This is a genomic window from Intestinimonas massiliensis (ex Afouda et al. 2020), assembly GCF_900626285.1.
GTDB classification, from domain to species: domain Bacteria; phylum Bacillota; class Clostridia; order Oscillospirales; family Oscillospiraceae; genus Flavonifractor; species Flavonifractor massiliensis_A.
The window spans coordinates 1,293,826-1,314,509 of record NZ_LR131147.1; the positions used below are offsets into that span (position 1 = coordinate 1,293,826).

Annotated in this window: 11 protein-coding genes; all 11 read right to left on the reverse strand. The window is 58.1% G+C overall.

From position 1 onward, the window contains the following. Positions 1-10 precede the first annotated feature (10 nt). Positions 11-154, reverse strand: coding sequence for a hypothetical protein (locus E0E41_RS18505; protein WP_165450520.1), 144 nt, complete (start codon positions 152-154; stop codon positions 11-13). A 506-nt stretch (positions 155-660) separates the two neighbouring features. Beyond that, positions 661-993, reverse strand: coding sequence for an HTH domain-containing protein (locus E0E41_RS06735; RefSeq protein ID WP_021630443.1), 333 nt, complete (start codon positions 991-993; stop codon positions 661-663). Positions 994-1,268: 275 nt separating this feature from the next. Then, positions 1,269-3,935 (reverse strand): ECF transporter S component, encoded by a 2,667-nt coding sequence (locus E0E41_RS06740; RefSeq protein ID WP_055270507.1) that lies wholly within the window; start codon positions 3,933-3,935, stop codon positions 1,269-1,271. Further along, positions 3,928-4,914 (reverse strand): TIM barrel protein, encoded by a 987-nt coding sequence (locus E0E41_RS06745; RefSeq protein WP_024724840.1) that lies wholly within the window; start codon positions 4,912-4,914, stop codon positions 3,928-3,930. Before E0E41_RS06745 ends, E0E41_RS06740 begins: the two co-directional genes overlap by 8 nt. After that, positions 4,902-5,759: an energy-coupling factor transporter transmembrane component T gene (locus tag E0E41_RS06750; RefSeq protein ID WP_007493757.1), complete on the reverse strand. Its 858-nt coding sequence runs from the start codon at positions 5,757-5,759 to the stop codon at positions 4,902-4,904. Before E0E41_RS06750 ends, E0E41_RS06745 begins: the two co-directional genes overlap by 13 nt. Before the next feature lie 152 nt (positions 5,760-5,911). Next, complete coding sequence (locus E0E41_RS19255; RefSeq protein ID WP_227127990.1) at positions 5,912-6,202, reverse strand: cysteine-rich small domain-containing protein; 291 nt, start codon at positions 6,200-6,202, stop codon at positions 5,912-5,914. Between the two features lie 136 nt (positions 6,203-6,338). After that, positions 6,339-7,286 (reverse strand): DUF4430 domain-containing protein, encoded by a 948-nt coding sequence (locus E0E41_RS06760; protein ID WP_007493753.1) that lies wholly within the window; start codon positions 7,284-7,286, stop codon positions 6,339-6,341. Further along, positions 7,283-7,594: a hypothetical protein gene (locus E0E41_RS06765; protein ID WP_007493751.1), complete on the reverse strand. Its 312-nt coding sequence runs from the start codon at positions 7,592-7,594 to the stop codon at positions 7,283-7,285. Before E0E41_RS06765 ends, E0E41_RS06760 begins: the two co-directional genes overlap by 4 nt. Positions 7,595-7,620: 26 nt before the next feature. Continuing rightward, positions 7,621-9,291 (reverse strand): S-layer homology domain-containing protein, encoded by a 1,671-nt coding sequence (locus E0E41_RS06770; RefSeq protein WP_050001759.1) that lies wholly within the window; start codon positions 9,289-9,291, stop codon positions 7,621-7,623. Further along, positions 9,288-9,980 (reverse strand): hypothetical protein, encoded by a 693-nt coding sequence (locus tag E0E41_RS06775; RefSeq protein ID WP_024724846.1) that lies wholly within the window; start codon positions 9,978-9,980, stop codon positions 9,288-9,290. Before E0E41_RS06775 ends, E0E41_RS06770 begins: the two co-directional genes overlap by 4 nt. Before the next feature lie 333 nt (positions 9,981-10,313). Further along, on the reverse strand, positions 10,314-19,988 hold the full coding sequence (locus tag E0E41_RS06780) for an S-layer homology domain-containing protein (protein ID WP_130869276.1): 9,675 nt from the start codon (positions 19,986-19,988) through the stop codon (positions 10,314-10,316). Positions 19,989-20,684 lie beyond the last annotated feature (696 nt).

Consider the following 20,684-nt stretch of genomic DNA (forward strand, 5'->3'; position numbering starts at 1 on the left):
GCAACAAAAATCAGGGGGAAAATATGACGTCCGCCCCGGTCTCTACACGGAGCCGGGCGGCGATCCTCCCGGCCTCCTTCCGACTAACAAGGCCGGCGCTCTGAAGGTGGCGAAGGAGAATTATCAGCCCGATATAATTGATATTCTGGTTCATAACCAACCCTCGTTTCAGAGGGAGGCCACCCCCAATAGGCAGGGAGCGGCCTCCGCTTCCTATTTTGGATTTCCAAAGGCAATCATTCCGCACCTGTATTCGACACTACTCCCCCAGGTGTCAGGGCGGCAGCAGACGGACTGCGCTGGCGCGCATCACGGGAATCTCACCCCTCCGAGGATCTCTCCGAGCTGCCCCCATTGCTTGATCCCGGTATCACCCGGGGCTGTGGCTGGACAGGAGTATCATTATCAGATTGCTGACGAGGGTCGGGCTGGGTAAACCAGCCGCAATGCGAAACAGCCCGCCACAGGCTGCTTTGTGGACGTATGGGCACCGCTCTGCACCTTCCTTGGCCGTCTTTGATGCGGGCTCACGGTCCGCACAGGTGGTCTTGGCGCATCCTCCAGCGTCGCTTTAGCCCTCCTTACAGAGGGGCTCTCATCAGTGGACGTATCCCGCTGCCGGATATTCTATTTGCAAGGATCAGGACGGAAATCGGTAGATCACCGATACTCCCAATACAGGGCAAACTGTGCCAGGATGCTGTTCATGACCTGAAGATCATCTCCAGACAAGGTTTTACGAACCTTCATCAATAATACTTGTTGCTTAGAGGATAGTGTGCGGCTCTCCATGTGAAACCAGTCTGGCAAATGGATCCCTCCACCAAAACGTCCACGCACAACTTGGATTGGATAGTAGCACGAGAGAATCACCAGGTCTGCACGGATTGTCCGCTCGGAAACGCCAAGTTCTGCCGAGAGATTTATGGCGGTCTCATGGCGCCTTTTGCATAGCAGATGCAGAATTTCGCTTCTCCGCTCTGACGGGGTCATCTCTCTCACCGCCTCGTCTTGCCCTGTGATTAGAAGTATAAAGGTTAAAGCGGAAGACCAATTTCCGGTTTAAAAATTTTTATGATCTGATAATGCAATTTCGGCATTATGCCAGATTAAAAGCCATTCTTTTATGCAATATGACAGGCTCGTTTGGAATACAAAGAAAACTGCCCATGTCGGAAGAGCCATATGGCCGTTCCAACATGGGCAGCTCCTGCCTGTAAATAAATTCCCGTCAAACGGTTATGCAAAAGATCTTTGCCGTTGAACTACTATCTCTCCACCATTCCATACTTGACCTTTACGCGGTCCAGCTTCTCCAGCATGGGCTCTGCCCCAAACCAGAGAAAAAGCCAAGTGGCAGCCGCCTGGATACAGTCGAAGGGGAGTCCGGAGATGTAGTAGGTCAGCAGGACCTTTTCATTGAGCTCTCCCACCCAGGTGAGGGCGGATGCCGGATTCATAATTCCGCCGTAGATCAGTATGGCGGCCAGTGCGCCAAACACGCATAGTGCACCCCGGTTGCGCCGCAGCAGCCCCTTTCGGAACAGGATGCCTGCCAGGAAGCCGATGATCCCCATGGAAAACATCTGCCAGGGGGTCAGTGGCCCCTGCCCGAAGAGCACGTTGGAGGCCAGCATGGTCATTGCACCCACCAGGAAGCCAGTTTCACCACCGAAAGCCACGCCGGCGATAATGGTCACCGCCATCACCGGCTTGAACTGCGGCAGCATGAAAAGCGCCGCCCGCCCTGCAATTCCAATGGCACACAGAACCGCTATGATCACCAGTTCCCTGGCCTGCGGCTTCCGGCCCTCAAAAATCAGGAAAAAGGGGAGCATACACTCCAGCAGAACCAGTAGAGAGATAAAGTAATACTTCTTATTGTCCAGATAAAACACACCGATATACAGGGTCAGAGGGATCATCAGCAGCACTAGTACAGCCGCCACAACGGTTCGCTTGGCCAGCTTCCGCTTGGCCTTGGGTACCTGTAAGGCATAATCCTTTCGGTGGGATCTCCGGGTGATGCAGGTAGCAAACAGAAAGAGCGAGAGAATAAAGAGTGCGTATAGAATCATTTGATGGTTTGCCAGTTCTGTCATGCCGTCGGCAGTAATCAGTTGGGTCAGATCCGTAACGTTCATAAACGACAGGAACAGGAGGAAAGACACCGTTCCTGTCAGCACTGCCCCCAGCTTGCGCCACCAGGGCAGCGGTTTAGGCTTGTAGTCTGCGCTGGCTTCCTCTGGTTCCGGGAGCGGCTCCCCGCTGTCCGGAAGCTCTGGCGCCGGCGGTAGATTTCCCCCGCATGCCTGTATGACGTCCTCCGCAGTTACCGCCTCCGGAAGCAGGCCGCGGGCCATGCGGTTGGCTGAGGTGGTATAGAAGCTATTACCGGAGAAAAAGGCCCGCGGTGGGGCTTCCGTCACAATGGAGCCGTCAAAAAACAGAGCGCAACGGTGGGCATACCGGGCGCAGAACTCAATGTCGTGGCTGACCATGAGCAGGGTCACACCCTGACGCAAGAGGCTTTGCAGGATCTCGGCAAACACCTGCTTGAACTCTGCATCCAGCCCCTTGGTCGGCTCATCCATCAACAGGATCTCCGGCCCCAGCAGGAGCACTTTTGCCAGAGCCGCCCGCTGCTGTTCACCGCCGGACAGATCATAGGGGTGCCGATCCAGTAATCCCTCCAGGCGGCACAGCCGCACCGCCCAGGCCACCCGCTCCTCCTGCGCCTTCCCCGAGAAATTCCGGCCCTTGAGAATCTCAAAGAGATCCTCTCGAACGGTTTTCTTCACAAAAAGCGCCTGGGGATTCTGCGGCAACACGCCCACGCTCCCCGCCAGCCTCACCTCGCCTCGGTAGGGCTTCTGGAGTCCGGACAACAGCTTCAGGCTGGTGGTCTTTCCCGTTCCGTTGCCGCCCAGCAGGGCCAGAAACTCGCCCCGCCTCACGGTGAGGCTCAACCCCTTCACCACGTCCGGCAGCTCTTTTTCGTATTTGAACCACAGGCCTTCCGCCGTGATGGCCGGTTCATTCGGATATGTGCGGCGCGGCTCAGACGGCAGCTCCATCAGGGGGTGTCCATCCGCGAACTTCGTCAGCCAATCCCGGCCCTCCCGCACCGTGACCGGGCAGTGTCCGCCCGCATCCGGCGCGGATGCCCAGATCCGCATCGGGGTTGGCATGGCCAGGAACATTGAGTGTCCCGCCCCGCGCAGGATCGCCCCCACCTCCGCGGGACTCCCTGTGCAGAGCAGCCGCCCGCGGTCCATGACCGCCACACGGCTGGCCAACAGGAAGGCGTCCTCCAGCCGGTGCTCCGTCAACACGACCGTCGTCCCCAGCTCCCGGTTGATTTTCCCCAGCGTCGCCAAAAAGTCTGCCGCTGCAATGGGATCAAGCTGACTGGTCGGTTCGTCCAGAATGAGCACACTGGGCTGCATCGCCATGATAGACGCCAAATTCAGGAGCTGTTTCTGCCCGCCGGACAGCTCTGTGACATTCTTGTAGAACCATGTCTGAATGCCGAAAAAGGAGGCCATCTCGGCCACCCGGCGCCGGATGGTGGGCGTATCATATCCCAGGCTCTCCAAGCCGAAGGCCAGCTCATGCCACACCTTGTCGGTGACAATCTGGTTCTCCGGGCTCTGCTGCACAAAGCCGATTCTTGCGCTCTGCTCGCGCTGATCCAGCTCCTCCAGCGGCCGTCCCTCAAAGCGGATGTGACCCATCCGGCGGCCATGGGGGGCCAGTACGGTCTTGAGCTGACGCAGCAACGTGGATTTCCCACAGCCTGACGGGCCGCACAACACCAGGAATTCCCCCCGCTCCACGGTCAGCGTTAAATCGTCCAGCGTCTTCTCCGCCTGCTCCGGGTAATAGAAGGAAAAGTGTTCAATTTCAATACTTGGCTTCTTCTGCTCAGACACGCATCCGTCCTCCCTGCTGTAATAATCTTGTCTGTACGCTCACGGCCTCCGCCCGGGCCATGCGCCCGCGAGAGGACAGCTCGTGGGTCAGGTAGCGCGGTTCAATCTGCTCCAGAACTGACAGGATGGCGGGGTCTGTCCAGGGGCGATGCTGATCAATCTGGAGGATGTGCTGATAGCTCACTCCAAACCGCTCCATATAGTCCTCCGGCAGCCCCGCTGGCAGTGAACCAGTGTGCGCCTTCACATAGGCCCCACTCAGGGACTGGTGTAGATGGACGCCCCGCACCCACTTTGCCAGGCTGCCATGCCGGTTCAGCATACGCCGGATGTAGTCTGCTCCCTCTGCCTCAGTTTTCAACTCAGTACAAGCATTCATCAGATGTCCGGTGTCCAGCAGAATCCCTTTCCCCGCAAAGCGGATTCCCTCCAGCAGCCGGGCCGTCTCCTCCGGTTCCGTAAAGGTAAAGCCTGGCCACCACTGATTTTCCACCAGGAATTCAAACGGCCATCTCTCCTCGCCAAGAATGAGGTTCACCACCTCTACCGCCGCGTCAATGACCTCCTGGTTGGTGTGCAGCCAGCGGTAGGTATATCCCTCCTCCAGCGATACGTCCGACACATGGAAGACCACATAACGGGCGCCCAGGTTCACCGCCCGCCGTAAATCCGCGCGGTATTGCTCCAGCAGCGTATCTGGCCCCAGCCCGCCATAGAAGCTGGCCGTAACCTCCAGTGAGCCGAATTTTTGTTTCAGTGCCGCCCGGTCATCTCGATAGAAGTCCAGCCAGTCCGGGTAAAAAATCAGGTGGTACCCAAGAATAAGCTCGGCAGGCAAATCCTTTGGCAGATCCTCTCCGCCCCAGACGCCCTCGATGCCGTCGCAGCCCAGCCGTTCCAATTCCTGGCCTAGATCACGCCAACTGTTGTACTCCCCAAGAGTCCCGGAGTACAGAGGCAGGCTCATCATTTGATACATGGCTTCACCTCATTTCGGGCGTCCAGTCTGCTCCAGGTACGGTCCGCGTGGATATTCAGGAACACCGGCGTCAGGCATAATGCCAAATAGACCGCCTGTAGGCAGACTGTCAGCGGCGCCGCAGGCGCTCCCTTGGCCGTCGGGTAGTATCTCCAGGAAAAGCCGCCCACCGCCGCTCCGCAGCAGAGGAAGAACCCGCAATAGAGCAGCCATCCCAGCGCCATCTTGTCCCGGTCATCAAAGCGGTAAATGGAGAAGGCCGTCCGCCCCGGAAGCCCATACCCCCGGCTCTTCATGCTGTCAGCTGTCTCAATTGCATTTTCCAGGCTCCAGGTAAGCATGATGGAGAAAATCGTGACAGCGTTTCGAATCCGCCGGATAACCCCACCATCGGAGACATCCCGTCCGATGCATCGCTGCGCCTCCGACACAACGTGGAATTGGGCCTGGAACTTTGGGACAAACCGCAGTGCCATGCTCAGCACCAGCGAGAGAGCCGGTATGAGCCTTCCAAACAGGTAGACAAATTTGTCCGAGGTCATCACCGCTGTGTAACAGGAAAACCATGTCACCACTGCGGCCAGCATGGCTGCCGCCGCTAATCCATACAGGATACTCTCCAATGTGAGCGGATTTCCCGAAGGCAGGTATGTAAGCAGGGTCGCCCCCTCATGGTTGAAGGCCGGGTTGATCAGGGCGGCCATCGCCATCATGGGGAGCATAAAGACAAGCGAGAAGCGTATCGCCTTCCGCCCCCTCAGATAGACCGCATAGGCCAGCGCCGACCCAAGGGAAATGCCGAGGCTGACCGGGTGCATGAAAAACATTGTAAAGGCTATCACCATTCCAAAATACAGAAAATTTATTATTGGGTGATAGCTGGAAAAGGTATCTCTATTTCGGATAAGGCATCCCCTCTAAACACCGGGTACGGCAGTCAGCCGTACCCGGTGTGCATTTCTGTTGCGAGGCATTCCCGGTATGCACGCTACTCGGCCTACTCTGCCCGCGGCTCCTGTTCATGCCTCGCTATCTCGCCGGCAATCTCTTGAAAGCGGCCAGCAAGATAGCCATAGTTGTCCCTTTGGTGCGGTATCAGGCATTTGCTGCAATCCTTAACGCCGTTCTCCAAATGGTGAAGCATCTCCGCACGTTCTGCCCAGCATATACATCGGACGATAGCGGAACAGGCGGCTGAGTTCCATCCCTTCCGCATGGAGCGGCAGGGATAGCGTTCCCACGCCTTATTGGAGGAGAAAGAAAACGTCCTGCCTTCCCGGTATTGCAGTTGCTACACTCCCTGCAGTAGTGCAGGAATCGTCCCGCAACCACGCACTCGTTCAGATAGGTTCTTACAGGAACGGCAACTGCATTTGCCTCTACCGTATACGGCATGAGCATTATCCCTCTGAAAGAATTTCAGATCACTCTCCAGTCGAATAAAAACCGCCCACATCCACACCCAGGTCGCAGGTGTAGACCCACTCTATTACATCCCCCTCTTTGAGCTGATAGCGTGAGCAGCCATAATTGGGGAACCACCCGTTCACTTTATACATCCAGCCGGACAGCTCGCCGCAGTCAAACTCATAGAGGTTGTTAATCCCCTCAATATAAGCGGAGTTATACATGGGGGTGTCCTCGAACTCCATGTGGATGCCAGCCTTCCGCATCTCGCGCTGGAGCACATTGAACACACTCTCCCCCTCGTAGAACGTAACAGTCGTCGTAGGGAATATGACTCCGTCTTCCGGTACCAGCTCCACCTTCTCTGGATCCAGCCAGTCCATGTTGTCCAGAATGGTGTCACAGCGGACAGAGAGCGTACAGGTATGGGTCACATCGGAGAACTCCACATCCTGCGGCTCCACCGGCAGAGGCTTTCCTTCCGGCACTGGATCCGTAAGATACTTGTCCTTTCCAGTCTCCGGATTGATCTCCATGCCGTTGGCCTCTGAGTACGCCTTGTCGCCCTTTTCCACACCGGCGGAGGAGCCGCCCGCCAGCTCGGCCGCGGCCTCCACCTTCTCCCGGGCAGTCATGCCGCCCTCCGCACCGCCCGGGCGGGCATCCAGCCCACCGGGTGTTGGGGATGGCGCAAGGGCATCAGTCTCCTGGGGGGTCTCGGACGGCACCGGACTACCGCTCACCGTCGGCGGGGGGCTTTCCGCCTCCCCGCCAGGTGTCACGATAGGCGCTATGGATTCCTCCGGACCGGAGGCGGGCGGCGCGGCCTCCAGCACTGCGCTGCTCTCCTGCTCCTGCACCGTCCAGCCCTGAAGACCTGGCGCGTTGCCGCCATACCAGAACGCCCCTGCCAGGACCGCGATCACGGCCACAGCGGCAATGATTTTCCCTTTTGTCAGCTTCATTCGGCCGCCTCACTGTCTTCCCACGGCGTGTACAGGCAGTAGGCCGGGCACAGGTCGCCCATATAGATCCACACGTTCTCTCCCATGTCGACGGGCTCGGAGAATGTCAGATTGGGGATCATCAGCTTGAGAGTGGTGCGCTTACGGCCCTTGATATTTTCCCCTTCAGGTGAGGGCTCCTTCCGGAACGCCTCCACCCGCTGGGCCAGGTCGTTGATGCCCAGCTCCCGGGAGAGCTTTGGAAGTATCTCCTCCTCCTTACAGTAAGCCACATGATCCGGATTCTTGAACCAAGCTACGTTCATCATACTGTTTCGTCCCCTTTCTGTAATCGTCAGAGCAGCTCAGCGCTACTCAGAAGGTTGAAAAGCATCTGAGCAACCTCTGCTCGGGTCACAGCGTCCTGGGGCCGGACGTTCAACTCCGTTTGGCTCAGGATCCCCTCCTGGTAGCAGAAGGCCAGCTGGGCCCTGGCCCACTCCGCGGAGCTCATATAGTCCGGGAACTGCGCCAGCATATTCCGCACAGCTGCGGTATCCATCTCCGTCTCGAGTCCGCACAGCTCCGCCGCGCGGGACACCATGACGGCCGCCTCCTGCCGGGTGATAGTCCCGTCCGGGCTGAACCGGCCCTCGCCCACGCCGTTGATAAGGCCGTATGTGCTGGCCGCGCCCACATAGGGGGAATACCAGGCAGTGGAGGCCACGTCCACGAAGGCGCCGGTGTCCGCTGGTGTCAGCCCCAGGGCCCGTACCACGATGGTTGCAAACTCTGCCCGGGTCATGCTTCCATCCGGGTCAAAATTTCCGTCGGACTTGCCGTCAATGATGCCTCGGGCGGCCAAGGCCTCGATGGCGGTGATCTGGTCACTGAAGGCGATGTCCGGGAAGGTCTTACCCGGTGACGTGATAGGCTGGGCGGTCACGGCGGGATCCTTGCCCTCCAAGCCCTGTCCCTGCCCGCTCATCTCTGTCTCCACGGCGTCGGGGATGGAGAGGGCGTCGGACATGCGGTAGAGGCTGCTGCGCCCCTCCGCCGCCCGCTGGGCGGCCACCAGGCCGTAGAAGCCCTGCTCCGTCGCCATCTGGTTGGACCCGGAGCCGGACTGGGTGTGCAGGAAGCCCTCCCCCTGCCGGTAGAAGGTCATCAAATTGTCCAGCATGGTGTTTCCGTTCTTTACAAACCGAGGATCATCCAGTTCGATGCCCAGCTCACACAGAGCCACGATCATCTGCACACAACTCTCGGAGTTAGCCGTCCCCCAGGACGCAAAACCGCCATCGTCGCTCTGCTGTTCCGACATGCACGTCAGTGCTTCCTTAGTAGCCCGCGCTACCTCCGGCTGATCTTGATACTTGGCCAGTGCCTGCAGAGCCATACCGGTGATGTCTGGATCGGATATTCCATCGCCAGAACTGGCTGCCTCTGTTCCTCCGAACAGGCTCCACCCTCCATCGGGCAGCTGGCACTCCAAAATGCGGTCGATATACATTTGACGGGTCGCCTGTACATTTGCCTCCGGGTTCTCCGGCATGGGATAGCCTGCGCTATCCAGTGCAATCAACGCCCAAATTGGGCCGTTAAGCCCCTGCCAAATCGTTTTTTCGTAGTCGCCCAGCGGTTTGGTCAGGTCATATCCAGCCACATTTCTGGCATCTTTCCCGATTGAGCTGAGAGCAACTATCACACGGGAATACTCCGTATATTTCTTATCGTGCAGCTTGCCGTCGCAGGCCGTTACATAGGCCTCCACAGTGGCATAGTAGTCCTGATAATAGCTGTCCGGTACATCGTACCCACTTCGGGCCAGCCCCAGCACAGCCCATTCACCGCCGATAGACCCTACCTGCGGGTTCTGAACGGTGCGGTACATATATTCTGCGGTATCCTGCACCGCCTCGTTCAAGGTCTCTTTGGATACGGCCGCCTGCGCTCCCGTCAACATACCCGTGGTCAGGGACAGGGCAAGCACAAATGCGAATCCACGCTGTTTCCATTTCTTCATATGACCGCGTCTCCTCCTGTTTTTCTTTCGGAAGGCCCTGCAGGTTCCCTCCAGGCACTGAGCCAATAGCTCCACAAATGCTTCATGGCCAGCTTGCTAAGGACAGGTATGCCCATCAGCTCCATGGCCCTTTTATTGGTACATCGCTTTTTTTGAAACAGCTTCTTAAGCTCTGGTGTGATTTCTTCTTCTCCCGGCGGCCGCCAGCTTTCTTTGACAGACTTGCACATGCGTTCTACCAGTTCTGACTCCCGCTCCGTCAAGGGAGAACCAATCCGTTCGCAATACGCCCTGAATCTGTCTGCGGACACCCGCTCCGGCCAGTCTGGCGGCCACCGCTTTTGCTCTTCCAGCCTTTTTCGAAATCCTTTGGCTGCCCAGCACGCTTTATTGGTACTTCCAAAGCGCCGTTTCAAATAAACCTGACGTATTAGGCTGAGCTGATACAGCCGTGGCTTATGGCCTGGATGATCCATTGTCCCAACCACGGCCTCCAAAAGCGCCTCATCCGTATAGCTCTCATAAATCTGCCGGCCGATATTCCCTTCGGGATTAAATACCCGCCAGATGTCCGGATCCACCGTTTGTCTTGAACTTTCTTGTTCTTCCCGGCTTTCCACGTCCAGTTCTGAGAGCCACTGGCGGTATCCCCGCAGCTCTTTTTCCGTCAGCTTTTGCTCTTTGAGCATGATACCGCTCACCTCAACAAGTAAAAGGCACGCCCTCCCCTTGGGTGAGCGTGCCTTACATTTGTATATCCCACCCATTTCTTCACAATCAGGTCTTGCCGACTAGACGGCGGGGGCAGGCCCGTACCGGTTTCCCGGAGTTTCACCTGACTGCATCTCTGTTTAATTGTGGGCTGGGCCGCCCGGCAGACCAAATTCGGTCTGCCGGGCTCCTGCTCAAGTAAGAAGGTGCTCCCTCCATCCTTACTGGGTGGATAGGGGGAGCACCCATGCGGCTCGGCCTGGGTTTACAGACCGGAGCCGAACGGGGGTTTCATAGTTTCTTCCGGCATCTCAGGCGTTCTTTGCCTTACTCTCCAGAAGGCGCATCAAAATGGTGGCAACCTCAGCGCGGCTGGCCTGGCCCTGCGGGTCTAAACACTTTCCATCCTTTCCGGTAATCAGCTTCTCCGCATAGGCCCACTCCATAGCCCGGGTTGCCCAAGCGGAGGTATCCGTACCGTCGGCAAAATCCTGCAGATTGGCCGTTTTGCTTACATCCCAGCCCTTGAGCTTCGCATAGCGATACAGGATGGAGGCAATCTGCTCACGGGTCACGCTGCCCTCCGGGTCAAAGCCCGCACCTGTGCCGCTGACGATATCAGTCTGGCTGGCCCAATCCACAGCCTCGGTGTACCACGCATCCGGCTTCACATCCGGGAAACCGGATGTGCCAGCCGCCGCAGGCTCGCCCTCCAGCCGCCACAGCGCCGTAACCAGCATGGCGCGGGTCATGGTGCCGTTGGGAGAGAAGGTGGTGGCGCTGGTGCCGTTAAAGAGCTCGTTGGTATAGGCATAGGCCACTGCGTCGTAGAACCAGTCTCCCTCACGCACGTCGGTGAAGGGGAGCTGCACCGGCTGTTCCGGCGGTACTGCAACAAAGGTGCCCAATTGGGTCGTGCTGACCTTTACCCAAAGCCCGCCGTTCCGGCTCAGGCAGACGCCAGCCAACTTCTCTACCGCGCCGCCTCCGCTGATCTGGTATACGGTGCAGGCCTGGCCCGCCTGGAATGCACCGGCATTCACGGGCAGAAGCAGGGTAATGGACCGGCCGCCAAAGCTGGTGATGGACTTGTTGCCGGAGGTAAGGGACACCTCCACCACAGAGGCACCGCTCATCTGCTCTTCCGTAACGTCCGCCCTGCCGTTCAGCAGAGCCTCTGCCTGGGAGATGGTGCGCCGTGCCATATTGACGGTCAGATCCTTCCCGCCTGCCCCACTCAGGATTCTGGCAAGGGTGAGATTTGGCATGGACAGCTCGCCCAGCGGCGTCCGTACAGCCAGATCCGCGTTCGTCTCGTCAAGGGCGTTGTCCAGGGTGCATCGGGGCAATTCCACAGAGATAGCGGACGCCTGTTCCGCCCCCGTCGGGGCGATGACCAGCACGCTGGCCTCGGCCTCGAGAGCCTCGTCCAGGAGCTTGTTGAGATCCGCCGCAGTCACTGCCGCAGAAGCGTTTCCGCTATTATCCACAGACGCTTTGGGCTCCAGGACAACTTCAACGCCGTCCTGCTCTGGCAGTGTCAGGCTACCGTCAATGACAGGCAGCTCATTCTGCCCGACCGCACCAGACTCTATCAGCCACAGCCGCAGGGCCTCATACCGCCCTGCGTCCTCTGCTGTAATGTACTCCCGCTGCTTGCTGTTCAGCTTCTCATATGCGTCTGCGGCTTTCCGCACCTGACGGATCAGGCTACTGGTCGGGACTTTGTTCTTGTTAACCGCCGGCAGCTCCTTTAGGAGCTTTTTGGCTGCGTCGATCTTCTCATAGAACTCGATTTTCTCCTCGGCGGCCTCCAGCTTATTCAAGAGGGTCTGGCTGATCTCAGCCTTCGCCTTTTGGGTCAGCGCGTCATAGGCCGCCCGCGCCGCCGACACCTTAGATGCCTGGGTCTTGTAGTTGGCATAGGTAATCTCCGGCACTGCCTTGATCATCCCAATGACCGCTTCCGCGCTGTTGCCGTTCACCACGGTAATGGTATACTTGGTACCCTCGTAGTCAATGGCCTCCGTGCTCTGGTTGTTCATAGAAGGCCACGATGGGTCGCCTACGCCGATGTAAAGGATGTCGCCGGGCTTGACTGTGATGCTCTCCGTGCGCTTGTAGAAGGCAGAGTCGCGGTTGTAGCGGTTCAGGAAGGTCTTAACCATGTAGTTCTTGTTGACCGCGGTGGGCGTCACGGTGACCCGCGCACTGTTCCCGGTAATGCTCAGGGTATACTCCAAGGTATCGCCGTCAAAACGGGGGGCGAGACTCCCGCCGCTAATGTGCAGGTCCTCCAGACTAGTGTCCGAATTGCCCCAGAGACTCCCCACATCTTCGCCCAGGTTCTGGGTGAACACGATGTTCAGGTAGTCGCCGTCTGCCAGCTCGTAGGTGCCGCGGCCTCCGACCCGGAAGGACTGGAAACCTTCGTTGACAAACCAGTCGTTGAGGGTGCCCATCCAGCCGGCACCCCGGGAACCGTCGAACTCGGCCAAGCTGGGCTCGCTGTTGTCCCGCCGGCCATTTCCGTTTTTATCCATATAGATGCCGGACAGGTAGGTGATATCATAGCCTCCGGTATCGCTGGCCCCGGTACCCCACCAGGAGTAGCCGTCCAGGGCCAGGGCCTTGAGTACGATGGTCATCATGGTGTCCTCGGCGCACAAGTCATACCAGCCAGACGCCAGGGTGCCGGTGAAGTCTCCGCCCCAGTAGGTGTTATTCTCAATGCTGATATACACCTCGCCTACCACGGGGCCAAAGTCCGGGATCTCCGTGCCACGCTGGAAGGTGGCGCGGATGCTGTGGCTCGCATCCACATCGTAGAAGGTATAGGAAGCGCTTCCGTCCGAACGGATGTACAGCTCGTCCAGATCGACCGTCTTTCCGTCTACGCGCAGAGTGGCGATCTCGTAACCGTTGTCCGGCGTGATGTGGAAGATCTGATCTTCGCCGGCATCCACTTCGACAGAGCCAAACGGATCAATATCTCCATTGCCGCCAGCCGTCGCCGTGATGGTAAAGGTCTGCGCTGTGGTCTCTGCCAGGACGATGAAGGTGCTCAGGTGGTTCACGCTGATGCTGACCACCCGGCCACTGTCAGAAACGCGGCATGTGCCGGTAAGAATCTCATGGCTACCGTTATCGCTGATAACCAGCACTTTGTACTCTCTACTCAGGGTAAAGCTGTTGTCCACGGGGATGGTGAGGGTAAGGTCGTGACCACCGAAAGAGGTAAGTTCTGTGCTGCCCACCCTGACCGACACTTCCACCGCCACGCTACCGGCGAGGTTCGTCCCATCGGGAACTATGTCCTCCATTGCGCTGTGACTCTTCTCCTCCACATGGATGGACAGCTTCTCCCCGTCAGTCTCTTTTTGGGCAATGGAGCCCAGGACATTTGCGGGGAGGGTGACGGTTCCCCTGGACGTCTGGATCTCCACACCGGCATTGGCCTCCGAGATGGTCTGGGCCGCGCCCGCGGGCAGTTCCACGCTGACCGAGGAAATGCTGCTGCTGTCCGCCGTGGGAATGATGGTGATGGTATCCGCCGCTGATGCAGTCACCGCTTCTACCGCTTTCTGCACCGCCGCTTCGTCGATGACCGCGGTCTGAGTATTGCCATTTATTGTCACCTCCTGCACGATCACAGGGGAGGGCTTCTCAAAGGTGACGGATATGGCGTGGTCCTCGGTGACGTTCTCAAAGGTGTAGGTGTAGGATTTGCTGTCCGCGCTGGTGACCAGGGCGTTGGCGGCTGTGGTCGGGGCGGCAGATTCCGCCTCCGTCCGCTCCGCGCCGCAGTCCGGGCACACATAGACGGAAATTGTCTCCGTGGAGGCCGCCGCGTCCAGCTCCCAGCTGTGGGGGGCCAGAGAGGACAGCTCCTCCAGGCCGCAGGCGGCGCATACGTTCCAGTGCACCCCGCTGCTGTGGGCTGTCTCTGTGAAGGCGTGCTGTGCGTAATCGCCATAGGACTGGCCGCAGAGGTCGCAGCTCGCCAGGGCCGTGCAGGTGGCTGTGCCGCCGCTGTGGCTGCACGCCGCCGTGCCGCCCGTCTCCGGGCTGTAGCCGCACACCTGGCAGGCGCTCCCCTCTGCATGGGGCTCCGCTGTCCCGTCCGTCTGGGGCAGACCGGCGCCCACGCTCATCAGGAGCATCGGGTGGATTCCCACAACACTGACCAGTTCCCCGCCCGTGCTGCCGGGGTTTATATCCGGCTGGCTCTCATCACTGGCCGGGGCTTCGGCGGATTCCGGAATTTTGGTCTGCTCCTCTGCCGGGGGCTCGTTTTCGTTGGCAGAGTCTTCTCCGGTTTCCTCTCCGGGGGCAGGTACTTCAGGATCGGATTCTCCTTCTGGAGGAATTGTGTCGGGATCTTGCCCCTCGGTCTCCTCCGGCTGTTGTCCGTCGGCATCGGGCATCTCCGGTTCGGCCCCGGGCGCTTCGGTTTCCTCGCCGGTAGTGGGTTTCTGAGTGGCGCCTCCCTGCTCCGGGAACTCCAGCTCCGGTGGAGCGGGCTCCTCCGTCTGCTCGAACACATGGGGTTCTGCGCTACTTTTGGCGCCGCAGATCTGGCACACCTGCCAATGGCTCGTCTCGTCCATCTGCCACGCGCCGCCGTACTGATGCGGAACCGTTCTGGTTTCCGCGCCCTGCTCCAGCACTTCGCCGCAGGCACCGCAGATCGTATCTCCAGTGTATCCAGGCTCTGTGCAGGTGGCCGCTCGCTGGCCGATGACGACGTTCTCACCCACATGGATGCCGTCGGCGCAGGCCTCCGGCTCCACGTCCTCAACGGGAACTGTGGGTAGCTGGTATTCGGGCGGTTCTAGTTTCTGCGCCACGGTTGCACCGCCGGCCCAGACGGATTTCCCGTCCACGAGGATGTCCTCAATCTGGTAGCCCTCGTTTGGCGTGACGGTAAAGGACTGCTTCGCCCCATCCGGCACCGTGACATCACCGACGGGAGAGATGGTGCCACCGGCATCTGCCGAGGCGTGGATGGTGTGGTCGGTATCAGTACCGTCCGTCGGACCGTCAAACACGTCGCTCATGTCATAGAGGGGTTTCTTGTTGTTCTTGTAGCGGTCGTAAGCCACCAGGGCATAGGCTGCCTGCTCGGTGGACATTTGGTCGATGGGACCATCAGAGGTGTGGCTGAATCCGCCATCCGTCTTCCGGTAGCCCAGCAGGTCCGCCAGAACGCTGATGCTGCCCTTGGCAAAGCTCCCCGCATCCTTCTTGAGCGCAGCTAGGGCCACAATGACCTGCGCGCTGGACTCCGAACTGCCGTATCCGCCGGTGCTGTTCTGCGAGGTGGACAGGAAATCCAAAGCTTTTTTTACAGCGCTCTGCAGATCTTCATGGCTGTGCGCTGTGCCCAGACGGTTGAACTCACCTGCGTCGAGATAGTAGGGTGCCAGCGCCTGGAGTGCCATGGCGCAGACGTCCACGCCGCCCAGTTGGCTTCCGGAGCCGTCATTCTCCTGGTCCGGGTTATAGATGGGCCAGTTGCCGTTGGACTGCTGCTTGTCAATCAGCAGGTCAATCCATGCGGCCCGGGCCGTGTTGCCCGCTTCATCCCGGTAATAATCGCCGGAATTCAAGGCAATGAGAGCCCAGATGGTGCCGTTGTTGCCCTGCTCAGAGACCTGATAGGTGTAGCTGCTGCCTTCGGCGGCCTCGTCCAGCAACGGCTTCACCAGATTGTAGGTTTTACCGTCACTGACCTGGAACTGTGTGGCGTCCATGCCCAAAGCGGTTAGGGTTACTACGACACGGGCGTACTCTGTGTGCATGGTTCCATTCTTGGAGGTGTCCAGTATGCCGTCATGGGTCTCCACATAATCCGCCAGGTTGGCCAGATATGCCGCCCGGACGTCTTCGGACAGGGTGCCGGCCCGGGCCTGGGCCAGGACGGCCCACTCGCCTTTTGTGGAGCCGACAATCGGATTTTTGACGTTCTGCTCCAAATATTCCAGAACGCCGTTCATGACCTCCCGGTAGCCGGAGGTGCCCTGTCCGCCGCCCTGGAGGATCTCCAGCGCGGCCTCGGCAGCCTCCAACACGTTCAGGTTGGACACCATGTCCTTGCCGCTGAACTTGCCGGCATAGTCCGTGTACGCCTGCCGGGCAGCGGTGATGGCCGCCTCGCTCTCCAGCGTAACCGTGCCGATTCCGGCGATCCGTTCTACCACAGGCAGGGCGGCCTCCGCATTGAGGAGGGTGTTGTAGGAATCCGGCGCGGTTGCAACCAGGGCTTTTTGCGCATCCGTCAGGTTCTCATATGCCGTCCTGGCGGCTACAATGGCATCCTTGCTCCCGGCGCTGACTTTTTCCCCAATCGCTTCCACCAGATCGTTAAACGCCTGTACTGCGGCCACGTCGTCCGGCGATATGCTCCCGCCCAGGGCCTCCACCGCCTCGTTGAGACGGGCGACCTCCGCTGCCTTCAGATAAAGTTGGCCGCTGATACCCAATGCCTCGTAAGCCGTTTTTGCAGCTTCAACTTTTGAACGGTGCGCCTCAGGATTCTCCGTAATTTCTACGGCAGTGGGAAGGTCGGCGATCTGAGTTTTTACGCTGTCAATAGCCGCAAAGAACTGGATCTGCTCCGCCGCTGCTGTCAGTTTAGCAGCAGAAACCTGTGATTTGTCCGGCAGTGCATTATAATCCGCTTGTAGCGCACTGACCGTCTGTTGGAAGCTTTTATAGTTGCTATATGTGATTTCTGACTTATCCGGCAGGTCGTCGATCCTGGCCTGGATTCCCTTCGCTCCGCTCTCGCAGACCTGGATGGTGTACCAGGTGCCGGTATAGCGGAGCGTGTTGCCGGACTGGTTGTTCATGGACGGCCACTTGTATTCGCCCACACCGATGTAAATGGTGTCTCCTGGCTGGACCGGTAGATTTTCACCACGGCGATAGTACTCCACATTGTTGGCCGTGGTTTTGTTATTGATAAATGTCTTGACCAGGAAATTTTTGTTTGCCGCTGTAGGTGTGACCGACACATCTCCGCCGTCCAGGGTCAGGGCATAACTGGTGGTCTCCCCGTCGAAGGATGGCGACAGCGTACCGCCGGTGACCTCTAGTTCCTTGAGGCTGGTGTCTCCGTTGCCCCAGGTTCCGCCCAGATCGTCTCCGTACCCGTCCATCGTGAACATCACGCGGATCTCGTCTCCGTCAACCAGGCGGTAATCGCGATCCGTATTTGAAACAGCATAGGAAGAAAATCCGTAGTTGGTGAACCAATCGTTGAGCACGCCCATCCAGCCGGAACTCACACTGCCGTCAAATGCCGCAAGTTTGGCTTCGCCATTGTCCCACTGCCCATTCTGATTTACATCTTTATAGATGTTTTCGATGTAAGTGACGCTCGTGTCATTCCCGTTGTTCCAACCATAACCGTTCTCGGACAGGGCTTCCAACACAGCAGTCATCATAGTGGTATCACTGTAAAGCTCGACCTCCGCCTCTACAAAGGCGCCGCCATTTTGATAGAAAGAGCCGTCCGCGTAAGTGGTGTTCTCAACGGTCACATGCACACTGCCGAACTCTCCGCTGGAAACGCGCGTCTCAACGGCTTTCATCGCATTGAGGGCATCGCTCAAGGCTGTTTCTATTGCTTCGGCGTTCTCCGCCGCATTGATCTTGGACACGCCCTCGTCATACGCAGATGTCAGTGTCTTCCAGTTTGTATCGCTGTAATCAGACCGCTTATAGCCATTGAACGCCTCTGACAGTTGATCCAGCGCACTGCTGCGCAGACTTTCCACCGATGTTTTGCCTCGGATATAAAATGTGATCGTCACATCGTTCCTCGGCATGAACGCTGATGTGGAGTCAGCGAAGTAGAAAGGGGCAACCCCTTCCCAACCCTTGTTGTATCCGCCTTTCGGATCGGTTGGGGGCCTATCCAGCCTCAATTCGCTCAGTGTCGCCCCCGTGGACTCCACACGATAGATCTCATAGTCCAGTTCATTCAATGCAGTGCCGGTTTCCGTACGGATATATACCCACCACTCATCATTGGGCGAGAGTTCAATGACGTTCGCATATCGAAAGCCTTTGTTTTTAAGGGCCAAAAAGCTCTTGAATGGGTCACTGGATCCCTCCTGCCCAATGAACTCAAAGGTCAGCGTAAAGGTCTTTTCCGGCAGGTTGCTTCCGTCCTCACCATAGGCTTCTACCAGAGCCTCCCACTGTGCCTGTTCCTGGCCGGTGAGCTGTGATTTCTGGTAGCCGGTCATTCCGGCATAGTGGGAACTCGCCTCCTGCATGGTGGAGATGTCGCTCTGCAGGAAGAGTCCCTCCCCGATCTGTGCCACTGTTGGGAGCTTCGCCAGGTATTTCCGCATGGCAGAGACAGATTCCTCATTGGATTTCTCCGCGTTCTCCACCAGGCTCTCGATTTGGGTCAGCGCATTTGAGAGCGCGTCTTCGGCCGCTTTAAGGCTTGTCGCGTCCTCGATGGCCTGCACTCCCGCATCATGGGCCGCCTGGACCTGGGCGTAGACGGCTTCTCCCAACTCAGTGGCGTTGCATCCGGCCAGCACCGCAGCCAGAAGGCTCTTGCGCGCTTCCTTCGCCGCCGCAAGTTCTTCCTCATTCAGAGGGGTGACCGTCACTGTGGTCCGGGCGGGCGCGTTCAGCGATGCGTACTGGTGCTGGGCGCCGCTGGCCGTCTGGTCAAATATCACGGATTCCGGATTCGCCGCAACCAGCACATATTGGCCCGCCTCATTGAGATGCGTGGTCACCGTCCCGCTTGCGTCGGTGATCCCCTCCAGAAGCTGGTACTCCCCGGACGGCGCTCCTCTCTCATCCAGCTTCACTGCCAGCAGGCGGGCGCCGTTGAACGGCGCAGAGCGGCCGTCGTAGCTTCCCACCCAGCCTCCAGTTCGGGTCACCTTCAGCGTAAGCGCCTCGCCCTCTGCCACGGTCTCCGCATGGTCTTCAAACGACAGCAGGCCCCAGAAGTCTGTCGTGTTGACATACGCCGTTACGCCCATGGCGCTGTATTCCCTGTCCATGGGAGCGGGGGCGAACAGGATCACAACTTCATCGCCGTCCCGGAGCTTTATGTCGCCCCACTTCGCTCGATTTACGGCCACTCCGTCGAGCTGTGTCGGATTTAATCCGGCATCCCGGAGCTGAATGCCGTTGACGAAGACCGCGACCGTGGTTTGGCGGTTTGACGTGAGCGAGGAATTGCCTTTCACCTGCAGCTGGAGCCCGGCTGACGCGACCAGTCCGGCAACGGTGCGGCCCGCACCGCTCAGGGAGACGTCAGGGTTCTCATAGATGCCTTCCGAGGGCGGGAGTCCCAGCTCCGCTCCGTCTGGGCTGGCGAGGTCGTAGGCAACCTGGCTGTCGGCCACGCGGAGGGAGACAGAAATTGTTTCCTTCGCGCTCTCCAGCCCCTCGTAGTAGGCCGACCACAGCGCCGCCGCATGTCTCTGATATCCATTCAGGACAGAAGCGGACACCGACGTCCCTACCAGACCGTGCTGCTGATAGTAGGATTGGGCTTCCTGGTAGGCCGTCTGGAACGCGGTAAAGCTCTCCTCTGTATAGCCGCTCTCATGTTCCAAAGCGCCCGCGAACTGAGCGAGCATACCGGCAAGCGACCGCTGATAGATCGACGCGCTGGTCACCTCATCGCCGCCGTTGTAAACAGCGTCCAGATCGCCGGCGGCAGCCAGCAACTCCTCCGCGTACTGCTCCACAGTGTCCTGATGCTCAGCCTTGTTCTCCGTTGTGGGGTTCCCATCCTGGTCATAGAGGGAAGCGAGGTAAGCTTTGCCCTTCTCATAGACTGTCTTATACGCAGTCCAGGTCTCCGGCGTATAGTCCTCCTGCCGGTACCCTCGGCTTTCCACCTCCTGGATGGCTTCATACAGGACAGTGGCGTTGACCTGGTTAGCAGGGATCAGGTTGGCGATGGCCGCATTCAATGAAGCTGTGGCACCATTCACATCCTCCTGTGTTGCAGTTATATTATCTAAAATCTCCTTTGCTGTTTTTAGTGCCGTCTGAAAGTCCTGCCAAAAGCCGTCACTGCTCGTTGTCTTCCCGTTGTAATAATCCTCAGCCTGATAGTAATCACTACTACTTATTAAGCCAGCCCTAGCAATGACACGTTGAAGCTCATCTTTATTTGCTCCTTCGACTTCTTGCGATGCCTCTGGCCATTCCAAAATAAGGACACCAATTATAGTATTAATTTTACCCCGTCTAGTAGCATATAGGTAGTATCCAAGCTTGTCTGTGTCTGTTCTTAGTCCATCTAAAATTTCTTCAGACAGATTGGATGAAATACTGCTTTGATAAAGGGCCTCACCTTTCGAGTAATTTTCCGAATCAGGTGCCACGTTAATCAAGTTTGTCGCACCTATAGCTGCTGGTTTCTTACCCATAACTGGCACGACAGTCGTAATTGCGCAGCTTGCCGCATCCGAAAACTCAATCGCATTATATTGTACAGTATCTACTACAAGGCGGTATAAATTATAATCATTTCCTTCAATTGTTATAGTTCCAATTTGCTCCAAAGCATCTGGGTCCGATACGGTCATGGTCTCGGCGGCAAAAGCAGTTGTCGGTAAAAACCCAAGCAGGATTGTCAAAATCAAAATAAATGAGATGAGCGAGCGTCCAAAAGGACGCTCGCT